18 protein-coding genes are annotated in these 17,073 nt (G+C 43.2%); 5 read left to right on the top strand and 13 right to left on the bottom strand.

Annotation, left to right across the window (positions count from 1 at the left end; all coding sequences use genetic code 11):
• The first annotated feature begins 146 nt into the window (after window positions 1–146).
• A complete protein-coding gene (locus ICN42_RS04955; protein ID WP_216251751.1) occupies window positions 147–662 on the top strand; it encodes a type II and III secretion system protein in 516 nt (171 codons plus the stop codon).
• A 325-nt stretch (window positions 663–987) separates the two neighbouring features.
• On the opposite strand, the gene ICN42_RS04950 is transcribed toward ICN42_RS04955, so the two are convergent.
• From ICN42_RS04950 to ICN42_RS04930, 5 genes are all read right to left on the bottom strand, one after another.
• Window positions 988–1,677 carry an adenylate/guanylate cyclase domain-containing protein gene (locus tag ICN42_RS04950; protein ID WP_216251749.1) on the bottom strand — a complete coding sequence of 230 codons (690 nt, stop codon included), beginning with the start codon at window positions 1,675–1,677 and terminating at the stop codon, window positions 988–990.
• Window positions 1,678–1,686: 9 nt separating this feature from the next.
• Window positions 1,687–2,598, bottom strand: coding sequence for a TIR domain-containing protein (locus ICN42_RS04945; protein WP_216251747.1), 912 nt, complete (start codon window positions 2,596–2,598; stop codon window positions 1,687–1,689).
• Window positions 2,599–2,627: 29 nt separating this feature from the next.
• A complete protein-coding gene (locus ICN42_RS04940) occupies window positions 2,628–3,290 on the bottom strand; it encodes a nucleotidyl transferase AbiEii/AbiGii toxin family protein (RefSeq protein ID WP_216251745.1) in 663 nt (220 codons plus the stop codon).
• Window positions 3,291–3,296: 6 nt separating this feature from the next.
• Entirely contained in the window at window positions 3,297–3,779 is a 483-nt protein-coding gene (locus ICN42_RS04935) for a helix-turn-helix transcriptional regulator (protein ID WP_216251744.1), read from the bottom strand.
• 65 nt (window positions 3,780–3,844) lie between these two features.
• Complete coding sequence (locus tag ICN42_RS04930; RefSeq protein WP_216251742.1) at window positions 3,845–5,017, bottom strand: hypothetical protein; 1,173 nt, start codon at window positions 5,015–5,017, stop codon at window positions 3,845–3,847.
• A gap of 514 nt (window positions 5,018–5,531) precedes the next feature.
• Between ICN42_RS04930 and ICN42_RS04925 the strand changes: the two genes are divergently transcribed.
• Window positions 5,532–6,455 carry a DUF6268 family outer membrane beta-barrel protein gene (locus ICN42_RS04925; RefSeq protein ID WP_215347901.1) on the top strand — a complete coding sequence of 308 codons (924 nt, stop codon included), beginning with the start codon at window positions 5,532–5,534 and terminating at the stop codon, window positions 6,453–6,455.
• A 608-nt stretch (window positions 6,456–7,063) separates the two neighbouring features.
• Here the strand turns inward: ICN42_RS04925 and ICN42_RS04920 are convergent.
• From ICN42_RS04920 to ICN42_RS04910, 3 genes are all read right to left on the bottom strand, one after another.
• Complete coding sequence (locus tag ICN42_RS04920; RefSeq protein ID WP_216862431.1) at window positions 7,064–8,215, bottom strand: linear amide C-N hydrolase; 1,152 nt, start codon at window positions 8,213–8,215, stop codon at window positions 7,064–7,066.
• 296 nt (window positions 8,216–8,511) lie between these two features.
• Window positions 8,512–8,772, bottom strand: coding sequence for a translation initiation factor IF-1 (gene infA, locus ICN42_RS04915; protein ID WP_216251740.1), 261 nt, complete (start codon window positions 8,770–8,772; stop codon window positions 8,512–8,514).
• Window positions 8,773–8,857: 85 nt separating this feature from the next.
• Complete coding sequence (locus tag ICN42_RS04910; protein ID WP_216251738.1) at window positions 8,858–9,061, bottom strand: cold-shock protein; 204 nt, start codon at window positions 9,059–9,061, stop codon at window positions 8,858–8,860.
• Between the two features lie 507 nt (window positions 9,062–9,568).
• On the opposite strand from ICN42_RS04910, the gene ICN42_RS04905 reads away from it, so the two are divergent.
• Together ICN42_RS04905 and ICN42_RS11905 are read left to right on the top strand one after the other, a co-directional pair.
• Window positions 9,569–10,336, top strand: coding sequence for a DUF4239 domain-containing protein (locus tag ICN42_RS04905; RefSeq protein ID WP_216251737.1), 768 nt, complete (start codon window positions 9,569–9,571; stop codon window positions 10,334–10,336).
• Window positions 10,337–10,792: 456 nt separating this feature from the next.
• The gene (locus tag ICN42_RS11905) at window positions 10,793–11,041 is read left to right on the top strand and encodes a PaaI family thioesterase (protein WP_255539243.1); all 249 of its coding nucleotides are present in this window, start codon (window positions 10,793–10,795) and stop codon (window positions 11,039–11,041) included.
• A gap of 12 nt (window positions 11,042–11,053) precedes the next feature.
• On the opposite strand, the gene ICN42_RS04895 is transcribed toward ICN42_RS11905, so the two are convergent.
• The 5 genes from ICN42_RS04895 to ICN42_RS04875 form a co-directional block, all read right to left on the bottom strand.
• Complete coding sequence (locus tag ICN42_RS04895) at window positions 11,054–12,463, bottom strand: NAD-dependent succinate-semialdehyde dehydrogenase (protein ID WP_216251735.1); 1,410 nt, start codon at window positions 12,461–12,463, stop codon at window positions 11,054–11,056.
• Window positions 12,464–12,482: 19 nt separating this feature from the next.
• On the bottom strand, window positions 12,483–13,451 hold the full coding sequence (locus ICN42_RS04890) for a tripartite tricarboxylate transporter substrate-binding protein (protein WP_216251734.1): 969 nt from the start codon (window positions 13,449–13,451) through the stop codon (window positions 12,483–12,485).
• A gap of 35 nt (window positions 13,452–13,486) precedes the next feature.
• Window positions 13,487–14,386, bottom strand: a complete 900-nt coding sequence (locus ICN42_RS04885) for an NAD(P)-dependent oxidoreductase (protein WP_216251733.1) — start codon at window positions 14,384–14,386, stop codon at window positions 13,487–13,489.
• Window positions 14,386–14,763 (bottom strand): carboxymuconolactone decarboxylase family protein, encoded by a 378-nt coding sequence (locus ICN42_RS04880; RefSeq protein WP_216251732.1) that lies wholly within the window; start codon window positions 14,761–14,763, stop codon window positions 14,386–14,388. The genes ICN42_RS04885 and ICN42_RS04880 overlap by 1 nt, the downstream gene beginning before the upstream one ends.
• Window positions 14,764–14,979: 216 nt before the next feature.
• Window positions 14,980–15,648, bottom strand: coding sequence for a GntR family transcriptional regulator (locus tag ICN42_RS04875; RefSeq protein ID WP_216251729.1), 669 nt, complete (start codon window positions 15,646–15,648; stop codon window positions 14,980–14,982).
• Window positions 15,649–16,087: 439 nt separating this feature from the next.
• Between ICN42_RS04875 and ICN42_RS04870 the strand changes: the two genes are divergently transcribed.
• The gene (locus ICN42_RS04870) at window positions 16,088–17,068 is read left to right on the top strand and encodes a tripartite tricarboxylate transporter substrate binding protein (RefSeq protein WP_216251727.1); all 981 of its coding nucleotides are present in this window, start codon (window positions 16,088–16,090) and stop codon (window positions 17,066–17,068) included.
• Window positions 17,069–17,073: the final 5 nt, after the last annotated feature.

Raw genomic sequence — 17,073 nt, 5'->3', positions numbered from 1 at the left:
TTTATTGTTTCCAAGTAAATCTCAATTTTTTGAATTTACTTGGAAACTTTGGTTTTTTAACCAATTGCTATCGGATTGAGCCTTAAGACATCTTGAAGGTGATCAGGCGCTAGGTGAGCGTATTTCATTGTCATTGCCAAGCTTGAATGACCCAGCACCCTTTGAAGCGTCAGAATGCTAGCTATGTATCTCAGGTCCTTTCTAGTAACGGCAATTTCACGATACTTACAAGCCCCTATACCCGTGTTAAATCGGGCTCTACGGCTCGATTTGTGGTCGGTTCAGATGTTCCTATTCTTGGGGCAATTGTTACCACTGGTACTGGCACTTCTACCCAATCTATCGAATATAAGTCATCAGGTTCGCTATTTGAAGTTTCGCCCCGTGTCCACGATCAAGCCGTTGATGTTGATATTTTTCAGCAGATTTCTAGCTTCGTTAAAACAACAACTGGTGTGAATGGCTCTCCAACTTTAAATAAGCGTGAACTGCGTACTAGCCTGTCTGTAACAGATAACGAGCTTTTAGTCATAGGCGGGCTCAACGATTCAACAAAGAACAGCCTAACAAGCTGGCCTTGGCCACTCCCATTCATTAGTGGTACTGCTAGTCAAGCCAACTCAACTGAACTAATTCTTTTACTTGAAGTAAAAAAGATTTAGACTCATTTTTGAAATGGGGTTTTAAGTTTTGCAGTCTTCTTATATCAATAACCTCTTTGGGCTTCAAAAGGTCCTAAGAGGCTCAACCAAAGTTCGACCACGAAGCAAAATACTGTCAAATATAGTGAACCAATGGAGTCTTAACCCCATATAAACAGGCGTTAAAGGCCTTTTTGACTACTAGAACAAGAACTTTTAATCCGTTGGTCGCGAGTTCGAATCTCGCCCGACCCACCAACCTTAATCTGTAGGTGTAACGGATCACCAACCCGATGAACAACTATTGATTTGATACCCCTGCACCAAGATTACTAGGGAGTTAGCTCTATACAGTCCACTTCCATGTGGAACTATAGATCCAGATATCCATCTCCTCCCAATACTCACGAACCCACATATTTTTACCATTGAAATACTTGGACTTATCTGCAAGCATTTTATAAACATCTTCAGTTATTAAGCTTGGCTTGCCTCCAAGATTTGTTAACTTTGCAGCATAGTTTGCAGCTCGCCCAATCCATACAAGATCGTTATCACCTCGCACCCCTATTCGGGAAGCCCTCAGCTGGCTGGTATCGATACCTACAACGTGCTTAATTACAAAGTCAGTCTTCCATTTCTTAGAAATTGCTGGCTGGATAATATCTTTCACAGCAGAGTTGATTTTTAGGGCACATCGCGCTGCATCAGAATTTTTAAGTTTTCCGGTGAAAACTGACATCACCCGATCCCCATCATATGCGGTAATTACGCCACCCTCGCTCTTGATAATGTCGGACGCGCACTTTAAAAAAGTCTTATAAATCTCCGCACTAAATTCCCATTTCATTTCATTTACCATATCGGTAGATCCATCAAGATCTGCATAGAGAACTGTAGCAGAGCGAAGATCTTTGGCATGGTTAGAATTCAAGCGTAAGTCTTTGGGATCGGGGACTCCAGCTGTTACTTCAATATCCCAATTGCTGGTGAACGTTTCGTCAACCCACTTCTTTAAGTCGTCAGACAGCGCCATTGATGCCTCTTAGTTGTTTGGTCCAAGTCGGAGAATATGATCGCGGAGTTGGTTGCAAGCAGGGGCCACGAGTGAGGCAATGTCGACTCCAGGCTCATATCGATAATTAACTGTTGTAATTCCAGTTAGATCGCTAGGCAACTTGACATTGCTTTCACGTGGCTCCATAAGAATTGCCCGACTCTGTCCAAGCCTACCCATAAATAACCCCAACTCAAATACTACGTTATCCCTTGGAACAGGCCACTCTTGATCTCTATACAAGGCCTTGTCATCAGCATGTGCGATAGCGATGGCGAAATCAGAATCATCTACAGCATCTAGCAGACTTTGTAGTGTGTAGTTTGAAACCTTAAATACGCCATCCGTCCAAACAGTAGTAATGAAGTCATCGTAGGCAAAGGCATTCTGTATTGCCCTAGCAATTTCAAGCGACTCCACGGAAGATATAACAAAAACCTTAATTCGATCACGAGCAGCCCCTACATGAACATTCCGCTGGTAGAGTCGTTTTGATAATTCTCTTGCAATACAGCGATAGATTTCTGGATAGCGCTGGCTTACATCTGCCAAATCTTTTTCTGCAATTTGCGCAACAATACTAGTCTCAGTAGCCATCACTGATGCAGCTCTTGGTTGAGAAGGCTCAATCGCAGCCATTTCCCCTACATGATCATTTGGAAACCTACGCCCAATCCGTCGCTTATTGACAATGACATCAAAGGCGCCACTAAAAATAAAGTACAAGTGGTTATCAGATTCTCCTTGCTCAATTAGGCAATTCCCAGCATAAATCTCCTGAACTTCTATCTTGTCAGCGATCAGCTCAGCAAGCGCACGATTTCCACCAATTAATTTTTGCCCAGTTAGCGCCTCTATTATCAGTCTGCGCCCGGCATCCCCCTGAAATCGCTTTAACATTTTGCCTCCATGCATTTCTAAAATACTTATTACTTAAGCGTACTCAGGAATGCAGTCGCCCTTTGAGCGGCCTCATCATAGTCCGGCCTGTAATTAAGCACATCGATTTCAGAGAACTGGGTCTTTAATACTGATGCTCTGCTCGCTATCTGACTAATAAATGGATCGGCATTTTTTAGCAAGAATTTGGTAGCCTTCATCAAGGCTTCAGGTTCACGCTCAATAACTAAAGATAGATCAAATAAATCGCGAGCAGTCGCCCTGTCGCCTCGATGCCATAATTTCTTTGCCACAATCTCTGCAGCAGTTTCTACCCGAATATGTTCCCCACCAATATTCCATATCTCAAATGGTGATTCTGTTAGGTTTGGAGATGCCACAAAGTCAATCTCCCCCTCCGGGCGAATTAACTTAACGTATGAACTTTGATCTTCAACATAATCCGTACTGACTGCTGCAGCTATATCACTTAGGCGCGGCGTGACAAAGCCCAAGTACTGCGGATCTGGGACAAAGATATCAATGTCTTTACTAAGACGATGCTGATATCGAAACATTAATACGGTACCACCCCCGAAAGTCCAGAATGGATCGGGGGTTCCATGACTCTTAATATCTTCAATGATGGAAAGCGCATGCGGAAGCAAGTCCTCCCAAACCCCTGAAGGTAAATCGCGTTCAATGATAGTCATCATCAATTAAGCCCATGCCGATCTTGGTGAATGCATCTCATGCGCCCACCGATCAATATTTTTCCAAATTAGTTTGGGTGCAACATGATTCACTGCTGCTGCCTCCTCAACTGCAGACACAATAATTTCTAAAGGCGCCTCATCTAGTAATGTTGCAACATGCGGAAAAATACTTTCCGGCAATCTTCCACACGCTAATGAATGAGATAGGTCACTACTGTGAAGCTTAGTTTTATAACTAACGCTTGCAGTTTTACTGGCCATATCCAAGCCATGATGTTTTTTGCTGTGCTCTTGAGTGATGACATCCAAACCCAATAGGGATAGCAAGGAGAGTAATTTAGCAGCACCCAAATCCTTCAAAGTGCCTTTCTCTAGATGGTGGATAGTGGACCTTGAAAGGCCACAAAGCTTTGCCAACCGATCCTGAGATAAACCCAGATCAGCACGACGCTGCCCAACTTTGAGACCAATTTCACGCAAGTTCATGAAGATATTATCCCATAAATTGTGTAATATATTACACATTATTTAAGCTTTATTAGCCAAAAAAGCTATATTGGGGTGCCAGGAAGGGCTTTCCCATTTCTAATCTTATAAATGGGATCGCGTCTATTCACTTGATCCGAGGCCCAACTTACCCATAAGCGCCAATCAGGGTGTTTTTTGCGGAAATACCTATCAGCCTTCACGGCATTGATAAATGCTCTTATTTCTTGAAGAGCGGCCCATTCAGAAGCATTTTCTTGTAGCTCCTGCCACTGACGCTTTTTCCTCTCAATCTCGTCAGCCTTGTTTTGCTCGATCTTTCGCAGACGCTCTCGCTCAAGCTCCTTCGCCTCCCTCTCAATCCGCTCAGCCCTACCCCTCACCATTAGGTCAGAGACTATTTCAGAGATTGCAGAGAGCCCCTCTTCAACCGATTTATTAGAGGAATCTTTCAGCGTTCGCTCAGAATACAGATCTACATGACTAATCTTTAGTTCAAGCTTTCCACTAGCCGTGTAATCAATACTTGCCATATAAGTCCTTCTGTTGCCGTCATAACTCATATAGGAAGATTGGCGCCGTAGAGGTGGAATATGCCTAGTGGCAGTTTCATAAAAACTAAACTGGATAGACTCACCATCAATAACTAAAACTGGTCGGGAGCTGCTATTCGACCAACGCTGATAATTTTTAACCTCAGCCCCTTTGTTTAAATATATATTCAGAATGGTTTGCAAGATTCTCTTGGCTCGTGGGGTGTTATCGGGAGATATCTGAACATCAAATCCAGAAGCTGACTCCCAACGCCCAAAGCGATTGGTTTTTGATTTATCTAAGTCCTTAAAAGTTTGCTCAATTACTGGATGAAATGATCGGCCCTGATAGATGGAAAATTCATCCTCAGCTAGCGAAAAATCAGATGCCTCCAACGTTTCTGCAGCAGGTATAGGTTTAACCAAAGACTTAGGCTTAGCTGGCTTCTTTATTTTTTGAAGATTATTAAGGGTAGAAAACTCTGGCTCATCCCCATCATTCCAAGCATTAAGCAATGGCTTTTCGGGCACTGGCTTGCCTAACTCTTTTTTAATCCAATGACCCATTGGCGGCTTGGGGACATCCGCAGTCGAACACCATTTTGACAATGCACTATCAGCAATGCCAAGTTGGCTAGAAACCTTAGAAATGGGGAGTGCCCAAATTAAATCTAAAATTTCCTGTCTAGAGTATTTTTCCCTCATCTTCACCCCAAGCTTTAGTAAAAATTTAGCTTAAATCAGAAGTATGTTTATTTGTGCATTTCTGTGTTAGATTTATGCTATCAAGAGTTGCAATGTGTCAGGCGGACCCTTTTAATCCGTTGGTCGCGAGTTCGAATCTCGCCCGACCCACCAGCATCAAGAAACCCCCACTAGTAATAGTGGGGGTTTTGTCTTTCTAGGTTAGTGAAATTAGGTGACTGCTCGAAACAATACGAAAGTTATTAGCCGTTTCAAGTGGGGATATCGGACGCTGGTTAACCGACATTGCAGCGTCAGAATTACCGAGAGACTGCTTTCGACCCAAAGCAGACATCCAAATAAAAAACCACCCGAAGGTGGTTTTAGTGTTTCTTGGTGGCCCGGGGCGGAATCGAACCAGGGCAGAGGATATCTAGACATAATAACTGTCGTTTAAATAGATATTTTTAATATTAGAGGCTTATTATTGCTTTTTATACAGCCTTGGATTCTAGAAAACGATTATCCTAAGACCATGAAAAAATATTTGTCCACCTTAAGCATATCCCTGATCTGGTTTGGAATTCCTATGGTAGGCCATGCCCAACCTGATGGAGTCGCACAAAATGATGCTATTAAGGCTACGGTTAGTGTTACGGGAATAAACCAATTTAATACCAGCCTAAATACGGGTGGGAATTTTGGGTGGTCTAGTGCTGGCGCCACGCTCAATTTGCTGAAACCCATTTCAGCGGCAACTTCAATTGGCGTCTCTGTTCGCTATGGCAGCCAGTTTTGGAACTGGAGCAATATGAATAGCTACGGCTATGGTGGGAAGAGTCCATGGACGACGATTAGCACTCCGGCACTGGGCCTCAGCTATTCTCACAAACTCGACTCTGATTGGAGGCTCAACTTTATTCCCACAATAGAGTCTTCTGCAGAGACTGGCGCCAATCTAAATAACTCCCTTACTTATGGCGCTATTTTTAATGGCTCAAAACAACTCTCGCCCACCTTAAATCTAGGCCTGGGTACTGGCGTCTTTCGCCAGATTGATACGAACCGAGTATTTCCATTTATTGTGATTGATTGGAAGATCTCTGATCGCTGGAATCTAAATAATCCATTCCCAGGTGGTCCAGCGGGTGGCGCAGGTCTGGAGCTAACCTATAAGGTTACTAGTGACTTTAAAGTGTCGGGCGGTGCAGCCTATAATAGCTATCGCTTTCGCCTAAATGATTCAGGCCCTTACGCTGGTGGCGTTGGTCAAAACAAGTTCATTCCCGTATTTGCCAAGTTTTCCTATGCGATTGATAGAACCACAGCCCTAGATCTTTACGCCCTTGCCAATATGGGAGGAAGTGTGACTGCCATTAACACCAACGGCAATACTGCCCTTAGCACCAATTACAGAACTGCTCCCGCAGTCGCTCTAAACCTCGTTAAGCGTTTTTGATTTCAGCGTCTAATTTGTCGTTTAAAACGACATCGACTGACGCAGGGATGTCTAATTGATTTGTCCTTTTAAAGGACGCTTCTTAATCAGGGTATCCGAAAGTAATGGTGGCTAACCATGCCAAGCCTTAAAAGAAAATAGCCCAACAAGTAGGCTATTGAGATTCTTGGTGGCCCGGGGCGGAATCGAACCACCGACACAAGGATTTTCAATCCTCTGCTCTAGCGGCTGCTATTGGCCGAAAGAGGTCATCCACCTTTGTCAGTTAATCTGAAAAAGCACCTTTTTTATAGCAATATCTCTGTTAAGACCCAATTGAATCTTTTCAAGCCAGTTGGTCGCGAGTTCGAATCTAGCCCGACCCACCAGTATCAAGAAACCCTAACTAGCAATAGCGGGGGTTTTGTCTTTGTAGGCTAGTGAAATGCGGTGATTGTTCGGAACGATACGGAACTTAATGGACTTTTCGAGTGGGGATGTCAGACGCAGGATGAGACTGAGCATCTCTGAGGTGTCGTGTTTCAGAACACTTAAGCACATCAAATGTCGGATTAACCGACAAAATAAAACCACCCGAAGGTGGTTCTGATTGGTGAAAAAATAATGGTTCAGTTTATAAATAAGTTAGACGCATCTGCGCCTAACCTGTCTACATCATAAGTAGAAATAGTTTTCTTTTGAGTTACGCCTTTTAGCTTGGCGAAATCAAGCACTGTCCAGTTCAGTGAATTCTTGCTCCGAACGTAAAAAAGATGTTTGGAAGTGTCATTCATTACGGTCCACCATGTGACTTCACTTGATGCAGTAGTCCCTGGAGGGCCATCTCCAAATGCACCCGGAGGATCTATCGTTAGGCCAGTAGGCCTATCAAAATTGTTCATGATGTGAGATAGCTGAAGAATAGCTTGATCAGGTGCTTTACCCTGCTGAACGTAATTTGCATAAAACGCTGCTTTTACAAAACGCCCTGGCGAAGTTTGGGCTGAAGGTAGTGCTTGTAAGGCATTACCAGAATCAGTCGAATGAATTTTTAACTTGCCTAACTGTGTATTATTTTTATCAACATTGTTAAATGTATAGTTCGATAAATTTGCTAGGTGCCATGGAAACGCAGGGCCATTAGTCAATACGCCAACTGGATTGTCATACACATTCATTTTATTGTTATCAAACTCCACAACAAGAGCAGCACCAGTTTTGTCATAAATAGCGTAATGGCCAGGTACGGGCACGTTCCCCATCATTGGAATAACTGGGAGCCAAATCTGACCATTAATTCCCACCAAAGCGGCCTTTACTTCCGCAACACTTTTGAAGTTTCCTACAACCCAATTCCCAAAGTCTGCGCCTGAAAGTATTTTGCTTGCATCAGTTGTTGTAGGCATTGCAGTCCAAGGCACTGAAGTAAAGTCATAAAAGGCATTGAGGCTAAAGGTAAGTCCCTGATCATTAGCGCCTTCCACCAAAGTGGATTGCTTAGCATTGGGAAGTACATCAAGAGTCATGCCTAGCACTGGATACTTGGTATCAAATGTCATAGCCTGCTTGTGGTCGGGCGTTGCAGAAACAATCTTATAGCCCGCAGGCAAGTAAGTAAGAGACGTAGGAATTTTTGCCGAAAATTCCATTGTGCGACCTTGATAGTAGTTTCCATTTGCATCGGAAATCATGAGAGCCGTGCAAGCAAAAGCGTTTCCAATAGAGGCAAATGCTAGGGATACTGAAATGAAGGCGCTGGTGAATGCTCTGATATTTTTCATATATATTTAGATGGGATTAGACCAGCCCAAATATTACCAGCCACCCCACCCTCTTTTTATGCTAATTTGGATAAGCATCAGCTTCGCATCATCAAGTGATGCTTGCAGAGCGCCATAAGGGTTGATTTGAGACTTTAAATTGTCACCAAGAGACGTCTTGGGTACAAAGTAGGCGATCAAAGAAAAACCACCCGAAGGTGGTTTTAGTATTTCATGGTTACCCGGGGCGGTATCGACAAGAGCCTGAGATTCTTTGCAAATATGAAGTTAATTTTCAGTTTTAAACTTCAAGGCTATCAATGTCGTCTATTCGGCGCACCAGCAAAAGATTGTCTCTTATCAATATGTCTAAATGTAATACGGCCTTTGCTTAAGTCATAGGGAGAGACCTCCAAAGAAACCTTATCTCCTGCCAATATACGGATGTGATTTTTTTTGACTCTTCCTGCTGTATAGGCAATAAGTTTATGGCCATTGTCTAATGTAATCCGATAACGAGAATCCGGAAGAATTTCATCAACAAGACCTTCCATTTCAAGCAACTCTTCTTTTGCCATTTAACATCCTTTATAAAAATAAAAAGCCCAGTCATACTGGGCTTTAGGCCAGGCAAATAATTTCCGCCTGGCATTTGCTTCTGATTTAAGCAGGTTGAATATTGGATGCTAACTTGCCCTTAGGGCCAGTAGTAATATCAAAAGTCACCTTTTGACCTTCAGCTAATGACTTAAAGCCGTTGCTATTAATTGCTGAAAAATGAGCAAATAAATCTTCGCCACCAAGATCAGGGGTAATAAAGCCGAAGCCTTTAGCGTCGTTAAACCATTTCACAATTCCGTTTGCCATATCTGACTATTCCTTAAAAAAATATAAAAAGGGCTATGCCCCAAATGAGGCGAGAGTCAAGAATGGCGGGGGAGATGCTAAAAAGAACTATCGCAGAACTGCGGTATTAATTACTAGTACAACAACACTATTAGCTTGAAATTCGCTAAAGGTATTTTACTCTACTTCGGTCATAAAAGGTTACTTACCAACAAATCACCTTTATAACGGCCATAGGTATAGGTATTGGTGCTTTGGCAATCCATGGGTCGCGAGCTCGAATCTCGCCCGACCCACCAGCAATACAAAGGGATCACAGAAATGTGGTTCCTTTTCTTTTGTTCCAGTCAGAACACAACCTCGATCGCCAAGTAATCAACGCCAGCGACAAGTGAACTCCATTCAGCCGCCCCTAAGGACAACTCGCTGGTTTTTCAATGCCAAATGGGGATTTTAAAAAACGTTGTCTTTCCTTTACACTGATTCGATAGTTTCATATATAACGCGTCCTATTCAAAAGAGTGCAAATTGCAAAACTTAATCTTCCAAAGCGATAACACCCTGATCCTAGCGCTTTTGATCGGCTTCACAAGCCTTTCCATTCTAATTACCTGGCTAGTTATCCACCCAAAGAATAAACACTTCATTGAACAATATGAAGGGATTGTTGCCCCCTTCTTTAGTCTTCCTGCAGTGCTGTTCTCACTAACTGCAGCTCTACTTGCGACATCCATCTGGGATAACTATAGTATCGCCACTAAGGCTATTAAAATCGAGAGTCAGGGCATTCTCAACATTATTAGCCTTGCTAATTCAATCCCAATACCCAAAGACATTGATCTATCTGGTGCTGCTAAGGAATATACGCAGTCCATCATTCATGACGAATGGAAAACATTATCAAAAAATCGATCCATATCGCCAGAGGCTGATGAAAAATTTATCGCGATGAGGGCGACTACATTTAAGGCGGCAAACACCCTACCCGATAAGGCTGAATCTAAAGCGCTATTAAGCGCATTTAATTTAGTTAACAACGCCCGAGAAACGCGACTAGCCTATGCCACAATCGATGTCCATCCTATTCGTTGGTATGCGTTACTATTTTTAGGTGTTTTGGTGTTGATTACCGTTGCCTTTACGCACTCATCCAAACCCAAGGCTTTGATGCTGGCTATGCTCATCTCAACACTTACCATCATCACTCCGCTGTTCATCATCTCCTTGACTTTTAGTAACCCCTATCAAGGCTTGATTTCTATATCTAATGCACCCTATTTGCAGATTACCAAGTAAGCAGAAAATGATGGGTGGGCGAAGTCATTCGCCTCTGACCCACCAGTTATAAAAATCCTCTAGAGAAATCTAGGGGATTTTGTATTTACATTGGAGCGAATGTGTTGTTCACTGACTGAAAAAAGAGGTGCTTATTGGATGTTTTGATTAGGGATATGCATGAGTTTTGCTGGGTTAACCGACAAAATTAGGCATTTACTAATACTGGTGAAGTTTAATTTTCTATCGGGCTGATTAAATAAGATCAAATGTAAAATTGTAGGAATACCTAATGGCGAACTATTTAGCCAAAACTCAACAGTCGAAACAATTTAAAAATTTATGCATGCAATAGACAACCCCTTTCTAGAATCCCTCGGTGTGACATTAACTGAATGGGGTCCTGATTATGCAGAGATGAGGTTGGAGGTTTCCTCAAATCTCCAAAATAGAATTGGGCGAATACAAGGGGGTGTAATGTGTACGCTACTGGATGCTGTTTTGGGCTATGCGGGTCTGTATGTACCACCAGGAGAGCCCCCATTAAAAAACGTCACGCTTTCAATAACAACTAATTTCCTCAACTCCGCAGAAGGCAGCATATTGGTAGCAAAAGGTTTTATTGAGCGCAAAGGTCGTGGAATTTATTTTGCACGCGGAGAGGTGTGGCTTGATTCTTCAACCCTTTTAGCCACTGGAGTCGGCACATTCAAGTACGTGCGCTAGATCTCCAGCTGGCTACAGCCCAATACAAACGTACTTCATCTCCAGGTATTCATCCATCCCCCAAGAGCTGCCTTCGCGTCCCAGACCTGATTGCTTAACCCCACCAAATGGCGCGACCTCATTTGAGATAACACCACTATTAACACCTACCATTCCATATTCAAGCGCTTCCGCTACACGCCAGATTCGGCCGATATCTCGGCTATAGAAATATGAGGCTAGACCAAACTCGCTATTATTGGCCGCAGCAATCACCTCTTCTTCTGTTTTAAATCGAGTGATTGCAACTACCGGGCCGAATGTCTCCTCGCGCATGATCAACATATCTTCCGTTACCTCTGCGAGTACAGTTGGCTCAAAAAATAAACCGCCCAACTGATGACGCTTGCCTCCAGAAATAACTCTTGCCCCGTTTTGAACAGCATCAGCAATATGCGATTCAACTTTTTTCACGGCATCCTCATCAATTAATGGCCCTTGGTGCACACCATCTAACAAGCCATTTCCTACGACCAATGCGCTACTAGCCTTGCCTAATCTCTCCACAAAACTATCATATAAAATATCGTGTACATAGAAACGGTTCGAGCACACACAAGTTTGACCAGCATTTCGATACTTCGATTGCATCGCGCCCTCTACGGCAGCATCTAGATCTGCATCTTCAAAAACAATAAATGGAGCATGGCCTCCCAACTCTAAACCAAGCTTTTTGACGGTAGCAGCCGACTGTCGCATTAATATTTTTCCCACTGGAGTAGAGCCAGTAAAAGAAAGATGTCTGACGATTGGTGAGTCGCATATAACTCGCCCTACCTCAATTGAATTCTTTGAATCAGCTGTAACAATATTAATAACGCCTTCTGGCACTCCAGCTTCATGAGCTAGCTTGGCTAGAGCAATAGCAGATAGCGGGGTCTGTTCGGCAGGCTTAATCACGATTGTGCAACCCGCTGCAATAGCGGGGCCAACCTTACGGGTAATCATCGCCAATGGAAAATTCCATGGAGTAATAGAGGCGCAAACTCCAATGGGCTGCTTTAAGACCATCATGCGCTTATCACTCCAAGTAGTACTTGGAATTGCTCCTGTGACACGCTTAGCCTCTTCTGCAAACCACTCTAGAAAAGATGCCGCATAACTAACCTCACCTTTTGCTTCGTGCAAAGGCTTGCCCTGCTCTTTACACATTAATTCAGCAAGATAATCTGAGTTCTCGCGCATTAACTCAAACCAGCGACGCAAAATAATCGCACGTTCTTTACCCGTCTTCGAACTCCAAGATGGAAAAGCTTCACTCGCCCTAGCAATAGCGGATTCAGTTTCACTAGCACCCATATTTTGAACATGCTCCAGGACTTCTCCTGTTGCCGGATTGAGAACTTCAAATGTTGCAGGCGCTATTGATTCTGAATTTTTCATTTTTACACTTACTTAAATATTATTGTGGTTTAACGCCGGCATTCTTCATAGCGGTCTTCCATCTCGCTACGTCTGCAGCCAGGAATTTTGATAGTGCTGTTGGATTGGCCATAGCTGGAGTAGAAACCGCAGCATCCATTTCGCTAAAACGACGTACTAAAACAGGGTCACTAAGGGCAATATTCAGTGCTTTTACAAATCGATCGATGACTGGCTTTGGAGTATCTTTCGGCGCATATAAACCATGCCAAACTGATAACTGAAAACCAGGCATTCCTGATTGCGTAAAAGTAGGCACACTAGGCAATGAGCTGATCCGGTCTTTGGTAGCCACAGCAAGCGCTTTTACGTTGCCCGCGCGAATGTGCTGCAATGTACTTGCTGGTTGGTCGCAGATCACATCAACCTGGCCCGCTAATAAATCGTTCAATGCTGGGCCAGTTCCTTTGTAAGAAACTGAGGTCCATGACGCCGATAAGGTCGACTTCATCAAAGTTTCACATAAATTAGAGGTTGCCCCGAAGCCAGCATTAGCGAAATTCACTTTTCCAGGATTTGCTTTTACATAATCAATAAAGCCTTGTAATGACTCCGCTGGAAAATCTTTTCTAGCCACTAAAACCATCGGCACGTCGGCAACCATACCTATTGGAGAAAAGTCCTTTAATGGGTCGTAAGGTAATTTCAAATATAGCGCTGGAGCAGAAGCCTGGGCCATATTATGAAAAAGAACTGTGTAACCATCAGGCTTTGCGTTAGCTACCTTTGCAGCCCCAATTGTTCCTCCAGCGCCACCAGTGTTTTCAACGACGACAGGCTGACCTAAATCCTTAGACAACACCTGGGCCAATATTCTGCCTAATACATCTGTTGATCCAGCGGGTGCATAGGGAATAATCATTGTGACTTGCCTATCGGGATAGGCGGCATGTAATGTCGATGCAAAGAGGCAGGCAAGCAAAAGCAAAGTTTTATTAATAAGTTTCATGAGTTCCCCATGGAATCGTTGCGAGGTGATGTGAGTTATTTCTTCTGAGTTCTGACGTAGTCGTAGACGGCTGTATGATCTGCGCCCTTACCTAATTTTTCGTCAGCTTCTTTAGCTGTAGCAAAGCATTGTTGAGCTAAGCCAGCGTAGCATTTCATATCCTCAATAAAACTTAAGGCAATCTGAATATCCTTGCGCATCAGCGCTAATGAGAAGCCAGAATTAAAGGCATCATTCAGCATAAAATTCTCAACTTTATTTTCTGTCGTATTGTTTCGACCAGTTGAGGCGTTAAATACCTGGTTAACAATATGGGGATCCAGGCCGAACTCTTTTGCAGCATTTAATGCTTCACATGCCGCAATCAGACCTGCTGCTGATACGTAGTTATTCAGCGCTTTGACTGCGTGCGCCGCACCAGCATCACCAACATGCGTAATACTTTTACCCATACAAGTAAGTAAAGGTAGTACCTCATCAAAATGCTCTTTTTTCCCGCCGACAATGATTGCTAGCGAGCCATCAATTGCCTTTTTAACGCCACCAGATACGGGCGCATCCATGAAACTAACACTACGCTCTTCGAGCTTTTTGTTATTTACTTTTGATGAGGTAGGGCTTGATGAGCTCATGTCTATTAAAAAGCTACCTTTTGCCAACTCATCAACAACACCTGTACGACCATCAGAGCCCCATAGCAAAGCATCAATGATTTTGCTATCTGGCAACATCAAGATAGTGACATTGGCACCCCTTATTGCCTCACTTGGAGTTGAGCTAAAAGTAAATCCTTTGTCATCAGAAAATTTAGTAGCAACCTCATTATTCAGATCAAATCCAGTAACGGCATAACCTGACTTAAGTAAATTTTTTGCCATTGGGATCCCCATCAATCCCAGCCCTACAAATGCGATCTTAGTTTCTGCTGGCTTCATTAGATACCCATTTCCTTGAATACTTCCTTTGCAACACGGAAGCTATCTATCGCTGCTGGCACACCACAGTAAATCGCTACTTGTAAAAACACTTCTTGGATTTCATTTTTTGTTAACCCATTATTGATAGCGCCACGCACATGTAATTTCAACTCATGTGGACGATTTAAAGCCGCAATCATCGCTAAGTTTAAGAAGCTGCGAGTTTTTCGCTCTAAGCCTGGGCGATTCCAAATTTCGTTCCAACAATATTCAGTAACTAACTCCTGCATCGGCATGTTGAAGTCGTCAGCCGCTTTTAGCGATGAATCTACATATTCAGCACCCAAAACTTCTTTACGTGTTTTGAGACCTTTTTCAAATAATTCGCGGTTCATCTTGATTCCTATCCATTAATAAGTTGTTATGTATCCATGGATTGAAGAGCACATCATCTTCAATCAGATGGTGTAAATCTTATACTATTTTGTAATACAAAACTACAATACTACGATTAGGGTTTTTACTTAGAGCTTATTTTGGAGATGGGAGTGGCTGCCCAGGGAATGAAAAAAGGTGCCGTAGCACCTTATTTATTGGATGGCGATCTAAATTTAAACTGGGGGTTCTGACAAGACCCTCAAGGCGATCTTACATGCTTTCTGAATATGGTCATAAGCAAGTGCCTTGGACTGCTCATAATCCCTATTTTTTATTGCTTTAAACATTTGGTCGATCTCTTTTAGACTCTGACCTAAACGATCCGGCTGAAGCAGTGACGTACCACGAAGAATATTCACTCTATCCAGAAGCTTATTTAAACTTTCACTTACTAATTTATTCCCGCATCCATCTAGAATAATGTTGTACACGTGGGACTTAGCATCCACCAAGGGCTGCCTCTCCCCGATTGTCGCTGCCTCGTTGAGTTTTTTAATTGCATTGCCTAGCTCTTTTATTTGAGCATCAGAGGCCAATCGTGAAAATTCTGCAACTGCAAAACTCTCAAGTAGCGCCCGAAACGCATAGAGTTCGCTAGCCTCTTCGCAAGATACAGATGCGACAACCGGCCCGCGATGGAGTTCATGTGTAATCAGCTTATCAGCCTCTAGCTGACGTAATGCCTCCCTCACAGGAGGGCGACTTACACCAAGCAATTCACAGATCTCCCGTTCAATCAACCGATCACCAGGTTTGTACTTGCCCCCTACAATTGCCTGCTTTAAATAGCTTTCTACGTATTCTCGTAAGCTTTGGGGTTTGGGTGGAGGGGCAAGCATCATGTATTAGCCTTGTTTTTTGTATTACAAAATACTATACCATTCGGCATCTTAATTCAGCGGCCGTATTCACTGCCTAGGATTTGGTGGTGCTAAAACACAATTAGACTGCTTTTAATCTGCTGATTGTGAATTCGAAGCGAAGTTTCTGAGTAAGCGATTTCACCCAATCTACCAGTAATGTGATTCCTTTTGGCAGAACAGGCATAGAGTCTTGAGGGTTAAGGTAGCCCATCTAATAGGGACTTCGTGACATAAATGACATGCCATGCCATGTCATGCCTTTAACTCGATATGCCTAAAAATATCCAGACACAATTCTGTATTTCAAGGTGTTGAAAAGCTTTTCTTATATTCAAATCACTCTATCGGCATGACTTTTATATTGTTCCATTAATACCTAAAGCGATTTATGGTAAGGCCTTTGCACATGAATCGCCATATGAAATCTATACTCACCAAAATTCTTAAGCAGTTTATTTTTGCCGCAAGCATCCTTGCCATATCAACCCCTATCTTTAGCCAAGATACATGGCCAACCAAACCAATTAAGATTGTAGTTCCAGTTCCCGCAGGTGCGAGCCTAGATACGCTAGCCCGCACCATTGGAAAAGGTTTATCTGAAAAGTTTGGTCAGGCAGTTATTGTCGAAAATATGGCTGGAGGTGGAAGTAATATTGCCTTTGGCTATGTTGCAAAATCCGCACCAGATGGATATACGCTACTTTTGGGCTGGGATAGCTTGGTTATCAATCCCGCTCTATACAACAGTATTCCGTATAAGGTTGATCAATTCGCTCCAATCACGATGGCAATTACAGCTCCTCAAGTATTGCTGGTGGGGCCAAAGCTACCCGTCAAAAACTTAAGATCCCTGATTGAGTTTGCAAGACTGAATCCCGGAAAAGTAACCCTTGCGAATGCGGGTAGTGGTAGCCCAGGTCATCTTGCAGGGGCGCTATTAGAGAGCATGGCGGATATTAAATTTATCAATGTGCCCTATAAGGGCGGCGCGCCTGGAGTAGCGGATTTGCTAGCTGGCCATGTAGACGCTATGTTCGTAACATTACCCGCAGCACTTCAATATGTTCGCGCTGGAAAACTTACCGCCCTCGGAATCAGCCCCTCCAAGCGATCGAGCGGTGCACCTAATATTCCGACTATTGCTGAGGCGGGAGTACCAGGGTATGACCTAAACTCTTGGCAAGGAATTTTAGCTCCAGCAGGCACGCCGACCGTCATTATTAATAAGCTCAATAAAGAAATTGTTCAAATTTTGCGACAGCCAGCAATAAAAGATCAATTAGTGTCTCAAGGGTTTGAAATTGTTGCCAGCTCTCCAGAATACTTGGCTAGACAACTTGCAATTCAAGCTCCAAAATGGGCGAAGCTAATTAAAGAATCTGGCGCCAAAGTAGACTGAATTTA

The sequence above is a fragment of the Polynucleobacter sp. 71A-WALBACH genome (assembly GCF_018882365.1).
In the GTDB taxonomy this organism is placed as follows: domain Bacteria; phylum Pseudomonadota; class Gammaproteobacteria; order Burkholderiales; family Burkholderiaceae; genus Polynucleobacter.
Note: the sequence above shows the minus strand (reverse complement) of the source record. Positions and strands in the feature narration are given on the sequence as shown.

What these genes read in the sequence shown, in the direction of transcription:
- infA (WP_216251740.1), bottom strand. Translation starts at nt 8,772, where the DNA reads ATGGCAAAAGAAGAGTTGCTTGAAATGGAAGGTCTTGTTGATGAAATT.
- ICN42_RS04875 (WP_216251729.1), bottom strand. Translation starts at nt 15,648, where the DNA reads ATGATGCTTGCCCCTCCACCCAAACCCCAAAGCTTACGAGAATACGTA.
- ICN42_RS04935 (WP_216251744.1), bottom strand. Translation starts at nt 3,779, where the DNA reads ATGAACTTGCGTGAAATTGGTCTCAAAGTTGGGCAGCGTCGTGCTGAT.
- ICN42_RS04940 (WP_216251745.1), bottom strand. Translation starts at nt 3,290, where the DNA reads ATGACTATCATTGAACGCGATTTACCTTCAGGGGTTTGGGAGGACTTG.
- ICN42_RS04870 (WP_216251727.1), top strand. Translation starts at nt 16,088, where the DNA reads ATGAAATCTATACTCACCAAAATTCTTAAGCAGTTTATTTTTGCCGCA.
- ICN42_RS04955 (WP_216251751.1), top strand. Translation starts at nt 147, where the DNA reads ATGACCCAGCACCCTTTGAAGCGTCAGAATGCTAGCTATGTATCTCAG.
- ICN42_RS04920 (WP_216862431.1), bottom strand. Translation starts at nt 8,215, where the DNA reads ATGAAAAATATCAGAGCATTCACCAGCGCCTTCATTTCAGTATCCCTA.
- ICN42_RS04885 (WP_216251733.1), bottom strand. Translation starts at nt 14,386, where the DNA reads ATGAAGCCAGCAGAAACTAAGATCGCATTTGTAGGGCTGGGATTGATG.
- ICN42_RS04890 (WP_216251734.1), bottom strand. Translation starts at nt 13,451, where the DNA reads ATGAAACTTATTAATAAAACTTTGCTTTTGCTTGCCTGCCTCTTTGCA.
- ICN42_RS04945 (WP_216251747.1), bottom strand. Translation starts at nt 2,598, where the DNA reads ATGTTAAAGCGATTTCAGGGGGATGCCGGGCGCAGACTGATAATAGAG.
- ICN42_RS04910 (WP_216251738.1), bottom strand. Translation starts at nt 9,061, where the DNA reads ATGGCAAACGGAATTGTGAAATGGTTTAACGACGCTAAAGGCTTCGGC.
- ICN42_RS04880 (WP_216251732.1), bottom strand. Translation starts at nt 14,763, where the DNA reads ATGAACCGCGAATTATTTGAAAAAGGTCTCAAAACACGTAAAGAAGTT.
- ICN42_RS04930 (WP_216251742.1), bottom strand. Translation starts at nt 5,017, where the DNA reads ATGAGGGAAAAATACTCTAGACAGGAAATTTTAGATTTAATTTGGGCA.
- ICN42_RS04895 (WP_216251735.1), bottom strand. Translation starts at nt 12,463, where the DNA reads ATGAAAAATTCAGAATCAATAGCGCCTGCAACATTTGAAGTTCTCAAT.
- ICN42_RS04925 (WP_215347901.1), top strand. Translation starts at nt 5,532, where the DNA reads ATGAAAAAATATTTGTCCACCTTAAGCATATCCCTGATCTGGTTTGGA.
- ICN42_RS11905 (WP_255539243.1), top strand. Translation starts at nt 10,793, where the DNA reads ATGTGTACGCTACTGGATGCTGTTTTGGGCTATGCGGGTCTGTATGTA.
- ICN42_RS04950 (WP_216251749.1), bottom strand. Translation starts at nt 1,677, where the DNA reads ATGGCGCTGTCTGACGACTTAAAGAAGTGGGTTGACGAAACGTTCACC.